We start from the raw sequence: 21,503 nt of genomic DNA on the forward strand, positions 1-21,503 counted from the left end.
CTGAAAAGAGTTGGTTGTACACTTCGTTAGCCAGCCTCTAACATTGGGACCAGTAGGGATACACTTCATAAGGGCTGCAAAACGTCCTGAGTGATTAATACAGCTTTTATAGGAGGCTATGGCGTCTTCAGCAGCAACCATAAAGTTGTCATTGATTTTATGCTTATTCTTTAAGAAGAAATCATCACCAGTAATAACTGTAAGAATCTCTGCTACAAGTGTTTGTTGTTCAGGTGTAGGCATACATCGTCCTTAAAGTGTAGATTCAACTGATGCAATAATTTTATGAAGTTCTTCTCTGGTCAAATTCTTAGCATCTATAGCTAAAGCCGCATTTTCTAGCTTGTCATGAGTTATGTAGACTACAGAAAGATTAGGGGAAATAGCTTCAAAGGCTTTCATAGGGCCTTTTTCGTACATATAAAGCTTTGAGCCCTCAATAAGCATCATTTTGAATACAAATAATTCTGCTTTTTCTTTCTTTGTTATGTCCTTTAAAGTTTTGCTATCTGGCTTATTTTGGAAAGCAGTCTCAAAGAATTGCTTTATCTCCATTGAGTTTTGATTTTCTCTTATTTCAAATACCAGACCTTTTTTATCAAGTATGACAAATTGAGATTTTTCAGTTGATACCCATCGTTGAATATCATTCTTAGGTAAATTTATTCTGAACGGACCAATCTCATAAGAGAGGCTTTTTTCATATTCGGCTTTAGGCCAGTCTATAGATTTAGCCACAAGGTTACATGTAGGGCGGTCCTTACATAAAGTCTCAACGCTTGGTAGCTTCTCTTCTTTGACATCTACACTCTGTGCAGCTATTCCAGTCATAGACCAGCAAAGTAACGATGATAGAACAAGATGCTTTAACACTGATAGGTGCTCCATCCTTTGAAAACTTAGAGTATGGAACCATAGCACAACAAGGGGGTGAGAGTACTTGAGCTACTTCTAATTATGTCGTCCAGTTATCGCTAGATTTGGGTAAGGCTAGGGTGTTCCATAATTATCTTCGTCTGCTTCCAGCTTTTCATGTTGAAGTGGAGAATAATAGAAAATAATAACTGGCAAATAGTAAGACAGTAAGCGTAAGGTTTGAATTTTTAGAGTTGATAATAAATGTAAGTAACTTAACGATATCCTTTAGTTTGACATCAATCAAAGTCAGCGGGTTTAGTACTTATTTCTATTTTTGAAGCCTCAAAATCAAAGTCTTCATCTTCAGGCATCTTTAGTAAATCTAAGATACTTGGTTCTAGTTGAGTTAATTGCTCATAGTCGTCAATTGTTAAGAGTACGTGGGTTGGTTTGCCTTGTTCAGTAATAAAAACGGGACCAAACTGGGAAGTAGCCTTTGCCTCACTTGGGTTTTGGGTGAACTCATAGCTACTAAATGTTCGCTTCTGCATGTCTCTATTTCTCCCACATCAGGGCTTAATGGACATACTTTAGAGCAAGAGGGGGTCTATCTCCACTTAATTATAAAGTCCACAGGCTGTGAATGGTTGGTCCATTACATATTTAGGCAATATCTGACCTGTAGCCATTATCTAGCTGTGAGTCTAGTTAGAGCTCATTTAGAGACACTTTGATGACACAGATAGAGGACAGTAGAAGACGAAAAGGTTTGACAAGAAGCATTCGAAACTGCTACATAAATAGCTTAGAAGTTGCTACAGAATTGAGATATCTTAAGGATACTTTGAGAGGAAAAAATCTAGGAAAATCAAGAACTTATGCAATAGAGTGCCGAAGGGGAGACTCGAACTCCCACGCCCAAAGGGCACTGCCACCTGAAGGCAGCGTGTCTACCAATTCCACCACTTCGGCATGGAAGAATAAGAATGGTGCCCAGAGGCGGAATCGAACCACCGACACGGGGATTTTCAGTCCCCTGCTCTACCGACTGAGCTATCTGGGCAACGCTCGGGCCGCTATTAAACCGTTAGCGGCACAAAGAGTCAAGAGTTGGTTGTTAAAAAAATTTGTAAATGGGCTAATGTTGTATAAATAGTGTTCAATTTTCAGGTTGATCTGACGTAGGCACAAAACCATCAGCCTGATCCACTTCATCATTAGCGAAGAACTTATCCATTTGCTCTGTGAGGTACTTTCGAGTGTTGGGCTCCATTAAGTTGAGTCGCTTTTCATTAATCAGCATTGTTTGATGTTTTTGCCAGGCTTCCCACGTCTCTTTACTAATGTTGTTATAAATCCACTGGCCTTTTTCTCCTGGGTAGGGAGGAATTGCTAACCCTTCGGCTTCTTTATTCAGTTTTTGGCAAAAAATGGTGCGTGTCATATTGAGAACTCCATTAAAGCTCAATGGCATACTGTGTAGCCTGTTGGTGCGCAAGTTTGCTAATCAGCTTTTTAACTGGCGCAGCTAAACCTATTGAAGGTGGTTGATAGACGTTATACCAAAGCCTATTGATGTCTTCCATGACTTGCAATGGCTGTGGACTCTCCAGCTGGCAGACCACAGGGATTATATTGAGCTGAAAGTGGCTGAAAATATGTTTTACTGGAGACCAATGTACTGGTTTTGATAGTTTAAGCTTAAGCTGTTTTTCCAACGTGTTAAGCTGTTGGCGCGTCACTGTATTATTGCCTAAATCAGGCAATGCCATTTCGGGAAAGCTCCAGAGCCCACCCCATATTCCTTGCGCAGGACGCTTGTTTAACAGTACTTCACCATCCTTATTTACAGCGAGCAGCATAGCTACAGACTTAATAGGTTGTGTTTTCTTTGGTTTAGGACTTGGAAAACGAGTAGGGTCATCTATTTGATAGCCTTGGCAATGTTTTTGTACTGGGCACTCATCACACTTAGGTTTGGTTCGGGTACATATCATTGCACCAAGATCCATCATCGCCTGGGTATAATCCGCTACACGTTTTTTTGGTGTGTAGTGTTCGGCGACTTCCCATAGTCGATTTTGAATAGGCGTACTGCCTGGCCAGCCTTCAATTGTTTCAAAACGGGCTAATACCCGCTTAACATTACCATCAAGTATGGCTGCACGTTGTCCCAACGCAATTGAGGCAATGGCTCCCGCGGTTGATCTACCTACACCAGGCAATGTACTTAACTCGTCAACGGATGATGGAAATTGGCCGTTGTATGTTTCACAGAGCATCTTAGCGGCTTTGTGAAGATTTCTGGCGCGTGCGTAATAGCCAAGCCCTGTCCATAAATGAAGTACTTCATCTGTTTCGGCTGCTGCTAGTTTGGCTACAGTCGGAAAACGTACCATGAACCGTTCAAAATAAGGAATTACAGTATTTACTTGCGTTTGCTGCAACATAATTTCAGATACCCAGACATGGTATGGTGTTTTCTTTTGTTGCCAGGGCAAATGTTTGCGGCCATGCCGGTCAAACCAGCGTAATACAGCTTGATTAAAAATATTGGCTCTAATCATGGATATATGTTGTTTTTTTATAAAGAGACGAGGGTGATAGATTATCTATTATGTAACGCAAAGAGAAAATATCCCCGCTGTTGTTAATACTTTGAGTGATGTTTGTATGTGCCAGCGTTCAGGGATGATGGATAGCCTTTGTTATCAATCTAAAGCTGATTTATGGTTTTGTGGTTGTGCACATGTTTGTAAAAAGTTGGTTGAAAGTATAACAGAAGTTCTGTTTTGAAAGTTAGTCTGGGTTAGATTTTTATGGGTAGGATGTAAAAAAAGGTATAGCTTAGCTGCTATACCTTTTGCTGATGATAAAGTATCAATATTAAAAATAGGGTTAATCCAAAAAGCGCTTCAGTAAATCACCCACGGGTTTTAATTCAGGTTTTTCTTCCAGTTTTTTATCAATTTTACGCTCAAGTTCAGATTTGACTTGGCTTGCAGCAATTTCACCTATTTTTTCCTGATCGATACCACATAATTCTTTATCCGAAAATGCTCCTTGGCAACGAATAGGCCAACGGATGTTCGCATAACGCTTATTGATTTGGCAGGCTTCTTCTCCTGCATCGCTTTGGGTTCCTGTGATGGTAAGTCCCAATCGATAATCTAAAGATTCGGTTAATAGGTTAACTGTGCCATAACCATCGATGTTTAGTTGTTCAAGTTTTGCGATGAGTTTTTGGTTATCAACTACACCATTTCGAATAATGATTTGACCAGACATATCTTTAAAAGGTGTACTTGTCCCCCAGTCTTTTTTACTGACTTTTTCTTTTCTTACTTTAGCAATGGCTTTACATAAAATTTTATCTACATTGGTCTGGGTGAGTTCACCATTAGCAATGGCAAAGTTGGCTTGACCATTTAAAGACTGAATCAACTGTGTTTTGGTATTGCCTTTTGTCGAAAACTGCCCGGTTAAGTTTGCTGCACCTGTTAATGCATTCAGATCGGCATAATTCATCAATGCCTGGTGAACATTAATATTATTAGCTTTGGCAGTGACATTAATCATGGGTGTTTTTTTCGTGACATCAATTGCAACGGTTTTATTGATTGTGCCACCTAACGTTTTTGCGGTGACTGGAGACAGTTGTATTTTTCCATTATTAGCGTTGATAGAAAGGTTAACATCCTCAAGTTTTGTTTTTTGCTGTGTGAGTGAGTTTAAGTGTAATTTACCTTTTAGATTTAATTGACGTAAGGTATCTACCGGTAGAATGGGGGTATTATCAACCGTTTTAACTTGAGTAGAGGTTTTAGTTGGCGCATTTTTTTCCGGTTTAGCCGTCGATGCAGATGAGTTTGTAGCGGAGCTGGCTGCAGGTGTAAAGTGATCTACAACTAAATCATTTCCTTTTAGATCAAACTCATATCGAGGTTGTTTTACAATGTTAGCCAGTGTTACTTTACCATCGAGTTTAAACTCACCTGCGGTTAAATTTAACTTATCCAGTACAATATTGCCAGCATCTCCATTAATTTGACTATTGAATGTAAGTTTATTTAATGCGTCTGGGTTAGCAGGTTTATAATTTATACCTAAGCCAAGTAGCCAGTCGGGTAAGTTATCCACAGAGAGAGCTATATCACCTTTGACCGTAGGTTTAATAAAGTTTGTCAGTGATATATTGCTTTTAGCTGTTAGTTGCTTATCAGATAGTGTTAAGTTTTTAATATTTATTTGCTGTGCTTGACTTGCTAACTCAATTTTTTCTGCAGATACATCTAAATTAATTACAAAAGGTTTTTTTTCGGCTGTCAATTGACCCTGACTGCTTAATGAAAGTCCTTTTAGTTCAAAGCGTTGTTGTTTAAGGTCAAATAAAAAGTCAGTGCGAACTTTTTCATCAAGCTTAAAATCGGGTTTATTACCAGAGGATGAAAAGCTAATTTTAATCGGGAAGAACTGACTATTAGCAATGTTGGAGGCACTCACATTTAAATTTTTCAAGTTGAATGTTTGTGATTTTTGTTGGTCTTGATAGTTTAAGGTAATATTTTTGAGTGAAACGGCACTGATATTAAGTTCTGTCGTGTTTTTTTCTGTATTTGATGTGATGTTACTATCTTGCTCTGGTGTTTCTATCGGTGTTGTTTTACTGGCAGGTTTATTTTGAGGTTTTGTTGTTTCTATTTGCCAATTTGGTACGCCCTTTTTATCTTTAACAAGATTAACTTCTGCGCCTTCTACATTAAGAGCAGTGACTTTTAATTCGTTGCTCAGTAAGGGAAATAACTCGACTTCAACCTGAGCATATTCCACTAACACGAGTTTTTCTTCTTTAGGTGTGGTTACCGTAAGCTTGTTCGCTGAAAAGCCTAATGCTGGGAAAAATGAAAGTTCAAGAGGACCGTCAATATCAAGTGTCAATCCAGTGTTATCTTTGACGATGGTGCGAATTGTCTTTTTGTATTGGTCTGCATCGATAAAAAAGTTCAATGCGAGAATTGCGACCACAACCAGTAGTATTAAGGTGAAAATGACACCTAATGAAATTTTAATAACCGACTTCATATCAGTTTCCTTAGACTCGAAACGTTTACTCTTTGCAAGAGGCAGTGTGCAGTACCATAAAAAGTGTACTCATAGCACACCATTTAGTGATAGACGTCAAGTAGAGCAGGTATGACTTGACCCTGAATAGAGGGATAGAACCTTATAATGGTGTGTTAATACAATGTACTAACATACCGGTATCGTATTTAGCTTTGGTGAAAGTGCTAGTCACTCAGGCTGTTAGCAATGTTATCTGCAATAGCGAGAGCAGCTGTTAGACCAGGACTTTCGATTCCAAACAGATTTATTAAGCCAGGTATTTGATGCTCTGCTTCTGTTTGTATTATGAAGTCTGCTGGTGGTGAGTTTGGGGCCTGAAGTTTTGGGCGAATACCTGCATAGTCTGGAATCAGTTGCTCTTTTTTTAATGCAGGGTAATAGCGCTGAATAGCTTGGTAATAGGTTGTAAGGTGATGTGTACTGACATCATAACTAATACTATCAATATACTCTGTATCGGGACCAAAACGCACCTGACCCGTTAAGTCGATGGTGGCATGAATCCCCAGTCCAGTTGTCTGTGTATCTGGTAGGGGATAAACCAAGTGGTCGAGCTGAAGCGGACTAGCCAGTTTAAAGTAATTACCTTTGCAATAGAACAGTGGTGGAATATGATGTTTGGGAAAACCTTGCAAATTATTAGCGATCGTTTGTGCATGCAGGCCACCGGCATTAATCAATACTTGGCTGGAAAATTTGTATGCTTCTTTGCTTGTTTGAACATCTAGAATAAACGGGTTGTTCGAAATTTCCCCATGTTTAAATTGTGTATTGCGTAAAAGGAATACTCCCCGTTCTTCTGCCAGTCGAGTTAATGTTAACAACAACTGATGGCTATCTATAATCCCTGTACTGGGTGAAAGCAAAGCACTGGTTGCTTTTATTGCGGGCTCAAGTTGTTTGACTTGTTGAGAAGATAAGAGTTGTAGGTCGTTTACACCATTATTGATGGCTTGTTGCTGAAGTGAAGCTAAGCGTTCTTCATCACTCGTACTGGTTGCTACAATCAGCTTACCACAGCGACGGTGGGGTATTTGATACTGTTGACAGAAGTCGTACAGTTGTTCTTTTCCCTGCACACAGAGTCTGGCTTTTAAGGACTGAGGTGGATAATAAATGCCCGCATGAATCACTTCACTGTTGCGGCTACTGATTTCTTCGCCAATATGTTTATGTTGCTCTAAGATAACAACTGTTCTATTGGGTTTGGCAAGACGTGCTGCAATTGCAAGTCCAATGACGCCAGCACCAATGATTGTGATATCAACTGATTCCATAGCTGACTATGCTTATAAGCACGAGTGAAAAATTATAGTAGGTGAATTGTATAGTGTTAGCAAACTACGTACCTAAGTCTGAATGAGACAGAGCACTACTGTCTTAAGTAAGTGAAAACTTTTTTCAAGTAGAAGTTATAGCATAATAGTATTGTACTTGTTGATGTAATATACAAATTTTTCATGATCTCGACTTTGGCCATCATTCAATACACATGACAGCTAAAAATAAGCTATTAGAAACAACAGGTTAGAATTAATTCATATCATGGTTTTCATTAGACATGAGTTAATTCAGGTTATAAACACTAACTGTATTGCTTTACCTGCAATGCCTTAGCTTCTAAATGGCCAAAGTCGAGATGATATAATTTGAAAGTTTGAGATCTCAATTCCCATTATACTTTTCCGAAGTTATCTAGAAGTACCCAACTCAATGATTAAGCAAATCATAGCATCCTGGTGTAAATTCAGAAATGGCATGAATGGAGTATTAAATAGCTCCCTTTTAGCTTTGTGTACCATTGTTTCAAGTATTTGTTACGGAGGTGTTTCAAATCAAATTACAAATGAACTTAGTATTAATAAAAATCAACTTGCTAAGCTAATTGATAATGAAGGCGTTGACCTCGTAAAGATTGCTGCAACTAATAGTTATGATGTTTCTTACAATAAATTTTCCTCTTTCAATACGTTCGGAAAGCCTGTGAAGCTAATTAATGATGCTTCCTTAAACTTGAATTTATCAAGTCGTCCTGCAAGAGTGATTATTATTGAAACCGAAGACACGGGAGGAATACATTTAGAAGGGAAAGTTGAGGTTATTGGGCAGCCTGCAGATCTTATTTTTGTGAATAAGACAGGTATAAGTTGTAATGGTTGCTCATTTAATGACAGCCCAAGAGTCGTTTTTGGTACAGGTCAAATTGACTTAACCAGTGATGGTGATATTGATAAAATTACCGTTGATAGTGGGCATATTTCCATTGAGCAAGGTGGACTTGAGGCTTCTGGAGCCACTTTTTTAGACTTCATTAGTTATGGGATGTCTATTTATGGTGATATATCAACTAGTTCAAAAGCTAGCCCCCTAGCAAATGGAGAGTATGAGACTGACGAAAATGGATCTTTGAACATTATTGGTGGTGATATTCAAGTACTGCTTGGGAAGAATCAATATAAATACTCAAGTGCTAAAAGCACGGTCTTAGGTCGTATAGAAGATGATTACACAGCACTTCAAGGCAATGATGCTAAAATAATCGCTGGTGGAATAAAGATTAACTCGACAGTATTTGGTGGAAAGGTTGAATTACCAATGGCATTATCGACTGTCGGAGATTTAACAATGTCTAGCCAATATCGAGGTAAAAATATTATTCCCGATGACGCTATACATATAAAAGCAAATGGCACGGTTATCGTTGATGGTACTTTAACTGCCACAAATCAAGTCTCTATAGATTCGACATCAAGTATACGGATCAATAAAAATAACACAGGTGTGCCAAATATTATGGCTAATACTGTGAATATTGCTGCAGTGGAATACTTTACCAATCTCGGGAGAGTAAGTAGTAATAAAATATATGTTGCAGGTTTGAGTATTGTTAACGAAGGCCATTTAGAAGGCCAAGAGGTAGTATACCTTTCAGGAAAAGAGAGAGTATTTAACCAATTTGGAGGCTCTGTACTTGGAGAAAATATTGCGCTTTTATCAGAGTCCTTGATTAGAAATGGGTCACGTAAAACATATAAGCTTGAGCCAAAGCAAAAAAGAAGAAGAAAGCGTTCACTACTAGTCCGTAAACCGCTCAAGGAAGGCGCTTTTTTTAGGAATCCACCAGATCCAGAAAATACTGAACAAGTTACTCCTGATAGCCTGAAGGCATCAATAATTGGTAATAACGTACATGTTAAAGGTAGTACATTTGAAAATATAAACCCTTATTCAGTTATTTGTACTAATAACAAAGACCTTAAGTCAAATGGTGAGCATGTTACTGCAAGGATGGGGAGTTGTGGCGATATAAAAATAGATAGTTTAAAAGCAAGTCAAGTTTCAGTTTCTGCAAGTAGTAGTTTGTTCATAGATTCGCCTCTAACAATCTTAAACTCCTCTGCTATTATAGAAGTCGTTAATGGTGACTTAAAGTTAAATACAGCTAATCTAATTAATGAACGATACCACCTAACAACTGATGTTCGTTATAGTGTAGTAAGTATTGATCGTAACATTCAGCATGTTACGGATGCTTCTACCAGAGTTATAGTTGGGAATGAAGGAAGTGCTCTGGATTCTTCAAAAATGGCCAGTGGTATTGGCAGTAATAATGGCACAGCAGTATTTGGGGAAAGGCAGTTTGTCAACATTTTGTCTCCAGCAGGACGAATTTATGCTGGAAAAAATGGATTCTTTAAAGTATTAGAAAAATTTGAAAATAATTTTAGTTTTATAGAAATTTTTGGGCACTTAAATGGTGATATAAAGCAGTTTGAGCAAAAGGGACTTCAACTTAAAAAAATTATTGTTACGACACGAAAAAGAGTGCATAAAAGTAGTTCATGTGGGTCTAAAAGATGTAGTATTGGTATGTCCGTTTCTGCAAAAGAGTATAAGAGTGAGCTAGAAAATGGGCGCTTGCTTGCAGTGCTCGCTGTTGGTGGAGAGGTAATACTAAAAGGCCACAATAATATGTCGGTGGTAACAATAAACTTGAATGATGTCGATGCTGTGGAAGCTAAATAAAGAGTATGTGTATCCAGGTTTAAATTCAAGAATTTTTGCTTTATATATAAAGATCTCTACTCCAACAGCATAATGGAAAATATCTTTTTAACTGATCGTGAACTGATAAACGAATCGCGTAGACCAAACTAGTTTTGTATTGTTAGTAAATAATTTAAGAAGTAACTATGCTTAATTTTTACGTTAGAAAGCTACGTGCTATTGCCTTTATCGCTTTGCTTTCATTTGTTAATACAATAGCGCTATCTGCTTATGCCCAGATAGCTTCTGTACCGCAAAACCAAATTGTTTCATCATTGGAGAGCCTAACCACTATTACAAACAGCGATAGTGAGTATTTATTTAAAGAGGTTGAATACTTAACTGGTGATATATTTAATGGGTATGAATATTTTTATAAAAAATTAAAAAAAGATAATTATAATTCACTTTTAGATACAAATTTTATCCCTATTGGTGTTGGTGATATCACAATATTTATCCCAGCAATGAGGGATATGCCAAAATTCATCGGCACTCCTTTTGTTGAAAGGACTTTGGTTCAGAGCCAACTTACTACTTTGATTCATCAGCGTTGGATACCAGGGTATGAGAGCTATGAAGACCAAATAAAACAGCTGTATACGAATGGTGTTAGACTTTCACTATCTTGGAAACTAAAAATTGGTGAGCCAGTTCCGAAGGAAAAATTATCCTCAATACCCTACGACCTTATTTGGCCAGAAGTAATTAACATTAATGGTCAGCAAGCTTTAGTTCCTGTCGTTTACCTATCGAAAACAACGCTTAATACAAAGATTGAAAAGAATACTGTTTCTTTGGGTTCAGCTAGCTTGTCTTTTGAAAATATCACTATTGATGGTGCTCATATTCAAGTTAGACGCAATGCCTTGATTAAAGCACGTGAAAATTTTGTTAATAAAAACGCTGTCTTCGAAGCTAAAGATATAATTATTGCTGCAGGCAGAAATATTGAAAATCATTCAGGGGCAATCAGTGGCGACCAGCTCAAGCTTATTGCAAATAAGGTTGTTAATAACACACTTGTTATGCGACATAATTACGCAATGGGATTTAATGAGCAAATAGGATCAATTGCTACAATTAAAGCAATAGGTGATATTAATATTGACACAAAAAGTGATATTGCCAATATTGGAGGAGAGTTTAGTGCTCAGGGCAGTATTAAACTAAATGCTGGAGGTTTAATTTATATAGTACCTCAGCAAAAAAAGAGTCACCATGAATTTAACTCAGAAGTGTGGAAACTCAAAGAAACTTATCTTAAGAATATTCCTTCTAAACTCACCGCAGGAGAAGCTCTTTCTCTTATAAGTGAGAAAACGGTGTTGATAAAAGGTTCTGAACTGGAAGGTAAAACACTTGTTGAGATCTTGGCTAAACTTGGTATTCGTATTTTAAATGATGAAGACAGCTACTCTTATTATGAAAAGTATGAAGTTGAACTAGAAGGTTTTTTCAGTAAGGAAAGGGAGTTTACTGAGAAACAACAACTTGCGACTACCTTAGTAAGATCGTTGATTAAATCGGGTAATAATATCGTTATTAATACAAAATTAGGCGGTATTGTGCTTAGGGCAATAAAACTTGAAAGTGAGGGAAGCACAGAGATAGTTGCTGAAGATGGTGCGATTGATGTTCAAATAGCTAAGGAAAAAAGCTTTTATAGTTACAGTAGCGAAAGTGAAGGTACATTTCGCTTTAAATATCAAGGATATGGACATAATAAAGAAACAGCATTTTATAATGAGCTATTTGCGAGAGGGATTCTAAGGTTAGATGCGGCAAAGGGTTTTCGGATCGAATATGCTGGTGAAGGTAGTCTAGATGAGATTATTAACAACCTTTCTCAATCTCCTGAACTTGCTTGGTTAAAGGATGTTAGATCTCGAAGTGATATCAATTGGCAACATGTTGAATTAGCGCTCGAAGAGTGGGACTACAAACAGCAAGGTCTCACAAAAGCATCTGCTGCAATAATTTGCATAGCTGTTGCTGTTGCAACGGGTGGTGCTGGTGCATCATTATTATCAGGCGTGACGACAAACTCAACGTTAGTGGCGATGACACAGGCTGCTATCACTAATATTGCTACCCAAGCGACGGTCAGTATTGCGAGTGGAAATAGTATAGGAGAAACACTTCATAACTTAGGTTCCAATCAAGCAATCAAATCATTAGCCACTTCAGTCGTTACCGCAGGTGTTTTAGATGTGGTTGATAGCAACTTATTTAATTCAACACCTACAGCCGAGGTAGGTAGTCAAGCTGCTACAGCTAGTAGCTCTGTTTTAATTGATATACCTCAACAGTCGTTACAGATGCTGGCACATGCAACTATTCGTGTAGGGATTGATAGATTAATTAATGGAGGTAATGGCAAGGATTTAGATGATCGTTTTATTAATGCATTGGCACTTGAGTCTGTCAATAAGCTAGGTGAAAGCTTAGCAAAAACTATAGGTAGTGCTGATATTAATGATGCTGCGAGGTATATATTGCATGCAGCATTGGGTTGTGTTCTGGGTGCTACTTCAACAGCTATTGATGGAGAAGATACTGATGAGAATGAATTAGCTTGTATATCAGGTGCTGGCGGAGCAGTGGTTGGGGAGTTTGTTGCTGAGCAATATAGAGAAGAATTCATTTCTGACTTGAGAGAATGGAAAGAAGCTAGTCAAGAGTATACATTAGATCAAGAAAGAGAATGGGTTAAGAAATGGAGAGCAAGAGGCGCCGACTTATCTCGTTTATCTGCAGGATTAGTTGCTTTTGCCACAGGAGGAAATGTTAGTATTTCGGCAAAGACAGCTGAGAATGCAGCATTGAACAACGCACTTAATTATAGCAAGTTAAAACCTGAGCAACAAAAAGCTCTTTTATTTGCTGCAATTGCTTTTGATAATATCAATTCAAAGAAAGAGCTTTCTGAAGAAGAAAAAAAAGAAGCCAGAGAGTTAAGAGAGTGGGCTGCAACTATTCCTGATGATCATCCACATAAACCATATGCTAACGTCATATTAAGGTTTATGAGTGATATTGATATAACTTTTCATTTAGCTTATTTAAAAGAAATTGATTGGCGTTTTGCGCAGGAAGTATTTAAACAAATAAAAGTAGGTGATGAAACAAAAACTGGTCCTCATGGCAAGCCAGTCTTAGTTACACTAGAAGAGAAGCTAAATGCTCTTGAAGCAAAAAGAAATAATGAAGTTACTGAAAATATTCAAACATTAATACGTTATAACAGTGGTGAAGTTGAAAGAGTTACAGGTATATCTGAACTTGTTATTTCTTTAGCGCTACCAGGTGGACCATTAACACTAAGGTCTTTCAAAAGTTTTTTTAAGGGGGGAACTAAGGTTAAGCTAGGTCCCTGGATGGATGACCCTTACCATCCTAACTGGCGAAAGCTGACGTCTTCTCAACAACGTGCACTTGGTGGTAGAAGTGTTGGGCCGGCAAGGGTTACATCAGGCAGTCATACGATAAATGAAATTACGTCAGACAAGTTGTTGGCCTCCCAACTCGATTGTCAGAAATGGAACTCAGAGTTAATACTTTCTTTAAAGGAGGCTAATCCGAGTTTATCTAATAGAGCAATAGCTGATTTGGCAAAGCCAAGTTTTAAGGTCCCTGAAATACCACATGGCTTTACTGAAAAAAGATTTTTAGATGCACAGAACTTTATAAAAGATCAATTAAATAAAATTGGTATTAAGGATGCTAGTGGTTTTGCTACAGGTAGCAGGGTAACAGGTGTAACAACAAACCCTAAGAAAACATCAAGCTTTGGTCATTTAGTAACGGATTTTACAAAAAGGGATCTAGATATAACTTTGGTTATACCAAATAAGATGAGTAAGCAACAACTATTTGACCTTAGTGATAGTTTTAGTAAGAAATTTAATATAAAACTTGGAATGCGAACTGTTACCGATCATAGAGAGTTGGAATACCTTCCAGTATTTGGAAAAATTGAGTTAAGGTTCTAGTAATTATGAAAATAGCGACAGAGTTTATAATACTACACGAAGATGGTGAAATGCCTAAAGAAGAACAGTTTTGTCCTTCACTTTGGCTTGGAGATGACTACGATTCAGATGGAGATTATTACTATGACCACATAGATGGTCGGTGGACTAGTCTCTTAATTAAAAAGAAAGAAGAAAATGAAAAAAATACAGTTTTAGAAGTAAGTGTTTATCGAGAAAAAAACAGAGATTATGATCCAAGTGTTTTGGAAGTAGATGACTTAAAACGCTTTATTACATACAGAAATAATGGTCGGTATAGTATGAATTCCGAAATTTGTAGTATAAGTAATCTTTGTATAACCTCTATAAGGTTTGAAACTCATAGCATCATGCATTACCAAGAATTTTTGAGTACAGTATTTTTTTTCTTAAATTATACAAGAGGTATTTTAATAAATTTCGACGAGTTGAATGCAGATGGTTTTAAGAGGAAGTTTATTGAGTAAATTTTAATTATTGAGTTTGTATTTCTCGGGTATGTAAAACGGTCGTAATATACCACTGAAATATTTGTATATTGGAGTTAAATAATACGATTTGCAAGGTCGTTCAAAGGAGATAGTGGCATTTTTAAACAAGCTATTCCTAAACTTTTAGCAAGAGGCTGGGAAGAGTTGAAGCCTCCAGAGCCGTTAACTCTAAGCTAACTAATTTACGGTAAGCTCTCCCCATCCTAAAAAAGGTAATACTCATTTTAGGGGGGGAGTCTTGATAATAAGTGTTTTTATTGAGGCTTACTTAAAACAGCATTTAAACTCTCTATGGTTCTAGGCCAAGGTTTTATATTGTGTAGTTGGTTGAGTGGTGGTGTTGATAGTGCAAGTTTGGCTTGTTGTTGATTTTCATAAAGCCCATACACTAGAACATGCCAGTTTTTTTGTTTAGCTGTGTACTCAAGCAAAATACCACTTTGTAAGAAAGGATGCTGTTTAAGTAGATTATTGATCGTTTGGGTCTTTTGTGCGGCTAATAACTGTAAGGTTAAGTAGTTAGTGGGTACTTCAGAAAAAATATTTCGAGGTATACTTGCCTGCCTTATTTGTTTATGAATCACTTTGGTAATACGTGGGCGTTCTTTTGTGCTCACAGACTCCAGTGTTTCATTAAAGTTTTCTCCATTATCTTGTTCTCCAGGCTTGCACTTCCAAGCAGTGTTTTTACCTGCTAAACACTCCCAACCGGAGGTAATACCTGAAGGAAGTTCAGACATAGAAACATCGGCATCACTGACGGCTTGGGTATCTGACTCTTCCATTGCGGTATCTTCACTGACATCTTCTGAATCGTTAAAAGAAAACCAAGAACAGCCTGATAATAAGACTATTAATAAACTAACAAGATAATGACTGAAGGTTAGCTTCATTGGAACGCCCCCGTTTGATGCTTAACGAAATCTTTAATTATTTTTAAAGAACCTTTTGTGAAGGCTATATATACCCTTCATGAATCATTTTTAGGGTTTGTTGTCGGCGCTCTTCACTCAGTCACTTATTAATATAACCGCCCAGCAGCGCTGTTATATCAATTAAAGTCGCTACCGCAAGTTTCACAGTAGTAAACTTGCCCTGGGACTTTATCGCAAGACGGCCCAGCTAACGCTTTTAAAACAATTGTAGTTGCTATCGCTAGTCTTAACAGACAAGACTACCCCCCTAAAAACCCTTCGTTTTGGTTTTAGACGAAACCTTTCTTCTTTTTGTGTGAGGCTCTTCAGTTTGGAGCTACTTAAATAGATATAGCAACCGAATGGCTATAAGGCGAATCTTTGATTGACTGAATGTAGGATTAAGGTTCGTGAGATTAAAGTGTTCAAGTTTTATGAGGGTGAGATAGTAACAACGTAACTTTGTGACAGTTTGGATAACGCAAGCCATACTTAAAGTATGTTGTTAGGGGATATATTAAAGCAGAAGGGAGGTTCCCCATATGCCGATAGAAGAACTCAAACAACAGACGATTGAATACACTCAACAATTGAATTCCTTATATAAAACGTTGGCATCCACTATTCAGCAACAACCAGAAAATCAGGAATTGATAAAATTAGTTGAAGAGTTGAATCATTGTTGTCATCGAATTGAAAAGCATACAAAAGAACTGCTTGTTTCGGCAGGTGTAATGAATCAAACAGTAGAGCAACAGTTTGAAAGGGATTTACAGCAAGTGATGGAAAAGTGGTAAGTTTATACGTTATTCATTGATTAGCCTTGGTTTCTACTCAAGGCTAGTCGTTAAACTATAAGTCTTTCGGGGCTTGTTCAAAAATCAAGTTTACATGCTGTTGCTGGGCCAAACGATTGATTTCAGTATGGAGTCGTTTACCGACGCCTCTACGTCGTGTGACTTTTCGGACGCATATTGAACGAATATGCCAGTCGTGTTCTAGTTGCTCTACGACAGCAGCTCCAACAAGACGATCATTAAATCGGGCACCAATAAAGTGGGTCAATGGTTGTTCAATAACTGACTGAACAAACTGTTTAACTTGGCTTATTGCATGATGAGTTTCATAGTCACATAACATCCAGTCAGGGGCATCCAAGTAGATTTTGGTCAAGTCCTCACGGTCTTGCTCGCTAGGAAAATCAAGAATTTCAACAGTAATTGGCATAATTAACCATCGTCTTAAAACACAAGTCGTATGCAAAACAGCCATCGATTTAAAAACCGGCTAATTAAAGCACAGAAGAGGCTTGTTTGGTGCCTACTACTATAAGTCGAGTATATACCTTGCGCGAATTCTTTTTTTATACAGTTTATTTTTGGCAATTATTTTCACAGGACGATGAAGTTGTTCTAATAGCCTTAACATAACAGGTTAGTTATTCAAAAAATGTTCACTGATGGGTAAATGTATATACAGCCTCTTTGCAAAATAATCATAAAATCAGCGTAAAAGTGCACAAAATGACTGCATCTGCGGTTATAATGTGCCTATCTGTAAATTAGTGATAAGTATTAACGGGTTAACTTATACCTATAACAAAGGGTATATTTGAAACAAGCACCCATGTATGGGTGAGAAGTGTACTGAATTGAGCTTTTTACTCATTATCAAATAAATTCATATCAACAAGATGAGTGCGTGGAGATCTGAATGGTGAGTCGTACTGCCACTGTAGAGCGCAACACCCTGGAAACTCAAATCAAGGTGACGGTTAATCTGGATGGTGCTGGTCAATCGCATTTTGATACTGGTGTCCCTTTTTTAGAGCATATGCTGGATCAGATTGCACGGCATGGTCTGATTGATATGACGATTGTGGCTAAGGGCGATAACCATATTGATGATCACCATACTGTTGAAGACATCGGCATCACATTAGGGCAAGCAATCAGCCAGGCTCTTGGTGATAAAGCGGGTATCTCACGCTATGGCCATGCTTATGTTCCTTTGGATGAAGCGCTTTCTCGTGTAGTAATAGATTTTTCTGGTCGGCCAGGGCTGGAGTTTCATGTTCCTTTTACCCGCGCAATGATCGGACAGTTTGACGTAGACTTGTGTTATGAATTTTTTCAAGGGTTTGTGAATCATGCCCTAGTATCACTGCATGTGGATAACTTGCGGGGGCGTAATGCTCACCACCAAATAGAAACCGTGTTTAAAGCATTTGGACGCGCACTGCGAATGGCATTGACTCAGGATCCTAGAATGTCTGGCATTGTGCCATCTACAAAAGGCAGCTTATAAGAAGCACGGCTGTTGTTATGGGCTTTGGTGGTAGTGGACAGAGAGGTTATTCATGAAACACGTGGTGGTTGTGGACTATGGCATGGGGAATTTGCACTCTGTAGCAAAAGCGCTTGAGCATGTTGCTCCTTCAGGCTGGAGAGTGCAGGTAAGCGCTGATGCTGAAGTGATTCGTCATGCAGATCATGTGGTATTTCCGGGTGTTGGCGCGATCCGTGATTGCATGGCAGAGATTAAACGTCTGCAATTGGATTCATTGATTACTGAAATCGTTCAACAAAAACCTGTGCTTGGTATTTGTGTAGGGATGCAATCGCTACTGACTCACAGTGAAGAAAATGACGGTGTTGATTGTATCGATTTAATTCCAGGTCATGTGCGTTTTTTTGGTAAAGACTTAAAGGGTGAGCAAAACCAACGATTAAAAGTACCGCATATGGGGTGGAATCAAGTTGAGCAAGTGGGGAGCCACCCTATTTGGCAAGGTATACCCGATAATAGCCGTTTTTACTTTGTGCATAGCTATTACGTTCAGGCTACTCAGTCTAAACATGTCATTGGACGAGGTCATTATGGGGTAGCATTTGATGCTGTACTGGTTGTGGATAACTTAATTGCAGTGCAGTTTCACCCAGAAAAAAGTGCGGCGCTGGGTCTTCAGTTGCTGAAAAATTTTCTCTCCTGGCAACCATAATAAGATAGGGTTTTCTCAATGTTGTTAATTCCAGCCATTGATTTAAAAGATGGAGAATGTGTTCGTTTACGCCAAGGTGAAATGGCAGATGCAACGGTCTTTAGTGATGACCCTGTAGCAATGGCAAGTCATTGGGTTGATATGGGATGTCGTCGCTTGCACTTGGTTGATTTAAATGGAGCCTTTGCAGGAGAGCCTGTGAATGGGGAAATTGTTAAAGCGATAGCCAAGGCATACCCTAACCTACCTATTCAGATTGGTGGAGGTATTCGTTCATTAGCAACGATTGAAGCCTATCTTAGGGCAGGGGTTCATTATGTAATCATTGGTACTCAAGCGGTGAAACAACCTGAATTTGTGGCAGAAGCATGTGCTGCTTTTCCTGGCCATATCATTGTGGGGTTGGATGCCAAAGAGGGCATGGTGGCCATTGATGGCTGGGCAACAGTGACTTCAATTAATGTGATTGAACTTGCTAGACGCTTTGTGAATGATGGTGTTTCAGCCATTATTTACACAGACATTGCTCGAGATGGCATGATGCAAGGGGTTAATGTTGACGCTACAGTCCAGCTTGCGGAGCAATGCAATATACCTGTAATTGCATCAGGTGGAATCACCAATATGGATGATATCCGTGCACTCAGTGCGGTGGCAGATCGCGGTATTCTGGGTGCAATAACAGGACGTGCTATTTATGAAGGCACATTAGACTTAGCTGAGGCGCAAGCATTTTGTGATCTATCAACGGAGCAGCGGGGTAGTTAGTTAAATGGGTTTAGCAAAACGAATTATTCCCTGCCTGGATGTTGAAAATGGTCGTGTAGTGAAAGGCGTGCAGTTTGTTGATATTCGCGATGCGGGTGATCCGGTTGAGGTGGCTAAGCGCTATAACGAAGCGGGTGCTGATGAAATCACGTTTTTGGATATTACGGCCAGTCATGAGGAGCGAGATACCACGGTTCATACCGTGGAACGCATTGCTGGTGAAGTATTCATTCCACTGACCGTAGGTGGTGGTATACGTAAGATTGAAGATATCCGTACCATGCTGAATGCTGGGGCAGATAAAGTTAGCATCAATACAGCCGCCGTTTTCAACCCAGACTTTGTTAAAGCTGCAGCAGATCGTTTTGGGGCACAATGCATTGTTGTGGCCATTGATGCGAAAAAGGTGAGTGCACCGGGGGAAGAAGATCGTTGGGAAATTTTTACTCATGGTGGACGGAAACCCACAGGCTTGGATGCTGTTGAGTGGGCAAAGAAGATGGAAGCCTATGGCGCGGGTGAAATTTTACTGACCAGTATGGATCAGGATGGCGTCAAGTCTGGCTATGACTTAGGGGTAACGCGAGCTATCTGTGAAGCCGTAAGTATTCCAGTGATTGCTTCAGGTGGGGCTGGCAATCTCGACCACTTAGTAGATGGTATTAAAATCGGTTTGGCTGATGCTGTGCTTGCTGCAAGTATTTTTCACTTTGGTGAGTACACGATTCAGCAGGCGAAAGATTACATGCATCAACAGGGCATAGAAATGCGTTGATCAATACTTACATATCAGCGGTAAGCTTGATTGGCACATAGTGATATTTTCAAAATAAACGGCAACCTATTTCTAGGTTGCTGTTTATTGTTTATTTATTACGATATTTTAGTGCACTGTTTGATCACGCTGATGACGAGAAACGCCTCGAATAAATGTTTCTTTGATATTTCGATCATCGCCCAGAATGCAAAGGACAAAGAGTGTTTCAAACAGGTTTTTGCAGTTGTTCATTCGGTACTTCATGAGTGGTGTGCTATGTAAGTCTAGCACGATGAAATCAGCTTCTTTTCCTGGTAAGAAGTTACCCAGTCGATCATCTAACTTTAATGACTCTGCTCCCGCTAATGTCGCAAGATAGAAGGACTCAAAGGGGGAAAGTTTATCACCACGCATTTGAGTCACTTTATATGCTTCATTAAGCGTTTGTAGCATGGAAAAGCTGGTTCCTGCGCCAACGTCAGAACCAATACTTACGTTGACGTTGTGTCGCTCTGTTTGCTTCAGATTAAATAAGCCACTACCTAAAAATAGATTGGATGTTGGGCAAAAGGAAATCGCTGCTTCTTGCCGTGAAAGACGCTGCAGCTCGTCTTCACACAAATGAATGCCGTGTGCAAATACAGAGCGTGGGCCCACTAAGCCATAGTGATCATAGACATCTAAGTAGTGGCAGCGCTCAGGAAATAGCTCACTGATCCAGGCAATTTCTTTGTGGTTCTCTGATAGATGAGTCTGCATATACAGGCCATCATACTCTTTAAGTAGTTGACCAGCTGCTTGCAGCTGTTCTGGTGTACTCGTGATGGCAAAGCGAGGAGTAACCGCATAGTGAAGACGACCTTTGCCATGCCACTTTTCGATCAGCGAACGGCTTTGCTTACACCCTGTTTCTGGGGTATCACGAACTGTATCTGGGGCGTGACGATCCATAAGCACTTTGCCTGTTATCAAGCACATATCGCGTTGGTAGGCTTCATTAAACAGGGCTTCTGCGGATTCGGAGTGGACACTGGAGAACGCCATGGCAGTAGTGGTGCCATTACGCAGTAATTCATCGAGATAAATGCTAGCGACTTGCTGGGCATACTCCAAGCTCTGGAATTTACTCTCTGTAGGAAATGTATAGGTTTCCAGCCAGTCGAGAAGTTGCTCACCAAACGCGGCAATCATTTCCGTTTGCGGAAAATGATTATGTGTATCAATAAAGCCTGGGGTAATGACCGCATTGGGGTAGGTTGTAATAGGAAACCCTGCTGGGAGAGTGGGTAGTATTTGATCAGCAGGTCCCACGCGCTCAACTTCACCTTGATCATTAATCACTAGAATACCATCGGTATAGTACTCATAGGCTTCTTCTGGTGTAGCGGTTGACGCTGGGTCTGCAAGGCAGTGAAAGATTCCTGCCCGATAAGCATGGCTGACAGATTGTTTACTCATGGCATTAGGACTAATTTTAACTACTACTTAAAGTTTATTCACTCCGAATACCCTTTGCGAATCGTCTTT

Annotated in this window: 18 protein-coding genes and 2 tRNA genes; 8 read left to right on the forward strand and 12 right to left on the reverse strand. The window is 39.1% G+C overall.

The window, feature by feature from the left end; translation table 11 throughout:
* The 9 genes from KCG35_RS18555 to KCG35_RS18595 all read right to left on the reverse strand — a co-directional run.
* The coding region (locus KCG35_RS18555; RefSeq protein ID WP_215821308.1) for a hypothetical protein at positions 1-243 on the reverse strand (243 nt) is incomplete at its 3' end.
* 9 nt (positions 244-252) lie between these two features.
* Positions 253-873 carry a hypothetical protein gene (locus tag KCG35_RS18560; RefSeq protein WP_215821309.1) on the reverse strand — a complete coding sequence of 207 codons (621 nt, stop codon included), beginning with the start codon at positions 871-873 and terminating at the stop codon, positions 253-255.
* Between the two features lie 281 nt (positions 874-1,154).
* Positions 1,155-1,409: a type II toxin-antitoxin system Phd/YefM family antitoxin gene (locus KCG35_RS18565; protein WP_215821310.1), complete on the reverse strand. Its 255-nt coding sequence runs from the start codon at positions 1,407-1,409 to the stop codon at positions 1,155-1,157.
* A 338-nt stretch (positions 1,410-1,747) separates the two neighbouring features.
* Positions 1,748-1,830: transfer RNA gene (locus KCG35_RS18570), tRNA-Leu, on the reverse strand.
* Between the two features lie 15 nt (positions 1,831-1,845).
* Positions 1,846-1,921, reverse strand: a tRNA-Phe gene (locus KCG35_RS18575).
* A gap of 96 nt (positions 1,922-2,017) precedes the next feature.
* Complete coding sequence (locus tag KCG35_RS18580; protein WP_215821311.1) at positions 2,018-2,302, reverse strand: oxidative damage protection protein; 285 nt, start codon at positions 2,300-2,302, stop codon at positions 2,018-2,020.
* A gap of 13 nt (positions 2,303-2,315) precedes the next feature.
* Positions 2,316-3,425, reverse strand: a complete 1,110-nt coding sequence (gene mutY / locus KCG35_RS18585; protein ID WP_215821312.1) for an A/G-specific adenine glycosylase — start codon at positions 3,423-3,425, stop codon at positions 2,316-2,318.
* Between the two features lie 331 nt (positions 3,426-3,756).
* The gene (locus tag KCG35_RS18590; protein WP_215821313.1) at positions 3,757-5,940 is read right to left on the reverse strand and encodes an AsmA family protein; all 2,184 of its coding nucleotides are present in this window, start codon (positions 5,938-5,940) and stop codon (positions 3,757-3,759) included.
* 206 nt (positions 5,941-6,146) lie between these two features.
* Positions 6,147-7,259, reverse strand: a complete 1,113-nt coding sequence (locus tag KCG35_RS18595) for an NAD(P)/FAD-dependent oxidoreductase (protein WP_215821314.1) — start codon at positions 7,257-7,259, stop codon at positions 6,147-6,149.
* A 436-nt stretch (positions 7,260-7,695) separates the two neighbouring features.
* Here KCG35_RS18595 and KCG35_RS18600 point away from each other — a divergent pair, with 436 nt between their 5' ends.
* The 3 genes from KCG35_RS18600 to KCG35_RS18610 all read left to right on the forward strand — a co-directional run bounded on the left by KCG35_RS18600 (position 7,696) and on the right by KCG35_RS18610 (position 14,512).
* Entirely contained in the window at positions 7,696-10,008 is a 2,313-nt protein-coding gene (locus tag KCG35_RS18600) for a two-partner secretion domain-containing protein (protein WP_215821316.1), read from the forward strand.
* 167 nt (positions 10,009-10,175) lie between these two features.
* The gene (locus tag KCG35_RS18605) at positions 10,176-14,024 is read left to right on the forward strand and encodes a DUF637 domain-containing protein (protein WP_215821317.1); all 3,849 of its coding nucleotides are present in this window, start codon (positions 10,176-10,178) and stop codon (positions 14,022-14,024) included.
* A gap of 5 nt (positions 14,025-14,029) precedes the next feature.
* Positions 14,030-14,512: a hypothetical protein gene (locus tag KCG35_RS18610; RefSeq protein WP_215821319.1), complete on the forward strand. Its 483-nt coding sequence runs from the start codon at positions 14,030-14,032 to the stop codon at positions 14,510-14,512.
* A 278-nt stretch (positions 14,513-14,790) separates the two neighbouring features.
* Here the strand turns inward: KCG35_RS18610 and KCG35_RS18615 are convergent, their stop codons facing one another.
* Positions 14,791-15,429 carry an SPOR domain-containing protein gene (locus KCG35_RS18615; RefSeq protein ID WP_215821320.1) on the reverse strand — a complete coding sequence of 213 codons (639 nt, stop codon included), beginning with the start codon at positions 15,427-15,429 and terminating at the stop codon, positions 14,791-14,793.
* Between the two features lie 563 nt (positions 15,430-15,992).
* On the opposite strand from KCG35_RS18615, the gene KCG35_RS18620 reads away from it, so the two are divergent.
* Positions 15,993-16,247, forward strand: coding sequence for a hypothetical protein (locus KCG35_RS18620; protein WP_215821322.1), 255 nt, complete (start codon positions 15,993-15,995; stop codon positions 16,245-16,247).
* A gap of 55 nt (positions 16,248-16,302) precedes the next feature.
* On the opposite strand, the gene KCG35_RS18625 is transcribed toward KCG35_RS18620, so the two are convergent.
* Positions 16,303-16,677 carry an acetyl-CoA sensor PanZ family protein gene (locus tag KCG35_RS18625; RefSeq protein WP_215821324.1) on the reverse strand — a complete coding sequence of 125 codons (375 nt, stop codon included), beginning with the start codon at positions 16,675-16,677 and terminating at the stop codon, positions 16,303-16,305.
* A gap of 486 nt (positions 16,678-17,163) precedes the next feature.
* On the opposite strand from KCG35_RS18625, the gene hisB reads away from it, so the two are divergent.
* The 4 genes from hisB to hisF are packed head-to-tail and all read left to right on the forward strand — an operon-like array spanning position 17,164 to position 19,994.
* The gene (hisB, locus tag KCG35_RS18630) at positions 17,164-17,757 is read left to right on the forward strand and encodes an imidazoleglycerol-phosphate dehydratase HisB (RefSeq protein ID WP_215821325.1); all 594 of its coding nucleotides are present in this window, start codon (positions 17,164-17,166) and stop codon (positions 17,755-17,757) included.
* A 52-nt stretch (positions 17,758-17,809) separates the two neighbouring features.
* The gene (hisH, locus tag KCG35_RS18635; RefSeq protein WP_215821327.1) at positions 17,810-18,451 is read left to right on the forward strand and encodes an imidazole glycerol phosphate synthase subunit HisH; all 642 of its coding nucleotides are present in this window, start codon (positions 17,810-17,812) and stop codon (positions 18,449-18,451) included.
* An 18-nt stretch (positions 18,452-18,469) separates the two neighbouring features.
* Complete coding sequence (gene hisA, locus KCG35_RS18640) at positions 18,470-19,219, forward strand: 1-(5-phosphoribosyl)-5-[(5-phosphoribosylamino)methylideneamino]imidazole-4-carboxamide isomerase (protein ID WP_215821329.1); 750 nt, start codon at positions 18,470-18,472, stop codon at positions 19,217-19,219.
* 4 nt (positions 19,220-19,223) lie between these two features.
* Positions 19,224-19,994, forward strand: a complete 771-nt coding sequence (hisF, locus tag KCG35_RS18645) for an imidazole glycerol phosphate synthase subunit HisF (RefSeq protein WP_215821331.1) — start codon at positions 19,224-19,226, stop codon at positions 19,992-19,994.
* A gap of 108 nt (positions 19,995-20,102) precedes the next feature.
* Here the strand turns inward: hisF and guaD are convergent, their stop codons facing one another.
* Positions 20,103-21,434: a guanine deaminase gene (gene guaD, locus KCG35_RS18650; RefSeq protein ID WP_215821333.1), complete on the reverse strand. Its 1,332-nt coding sequence runs from the start codon at positions 21,432-21,434 to the stop codon at positions 20,103-20,105.
* Between the last annotated feature and the right edge of the window lie 69 nt (positions 21,435-21,503).

This window comes from Zooshikella harenae (assembly GCF_018837975.1).
Taxonomy (GTDB): Bacteria; Pseudomonadota; Gammaproteobacteria; order Pseudomonadales; family Zooshikellaceae; genus Zooshikella; species Zooshikella harenae.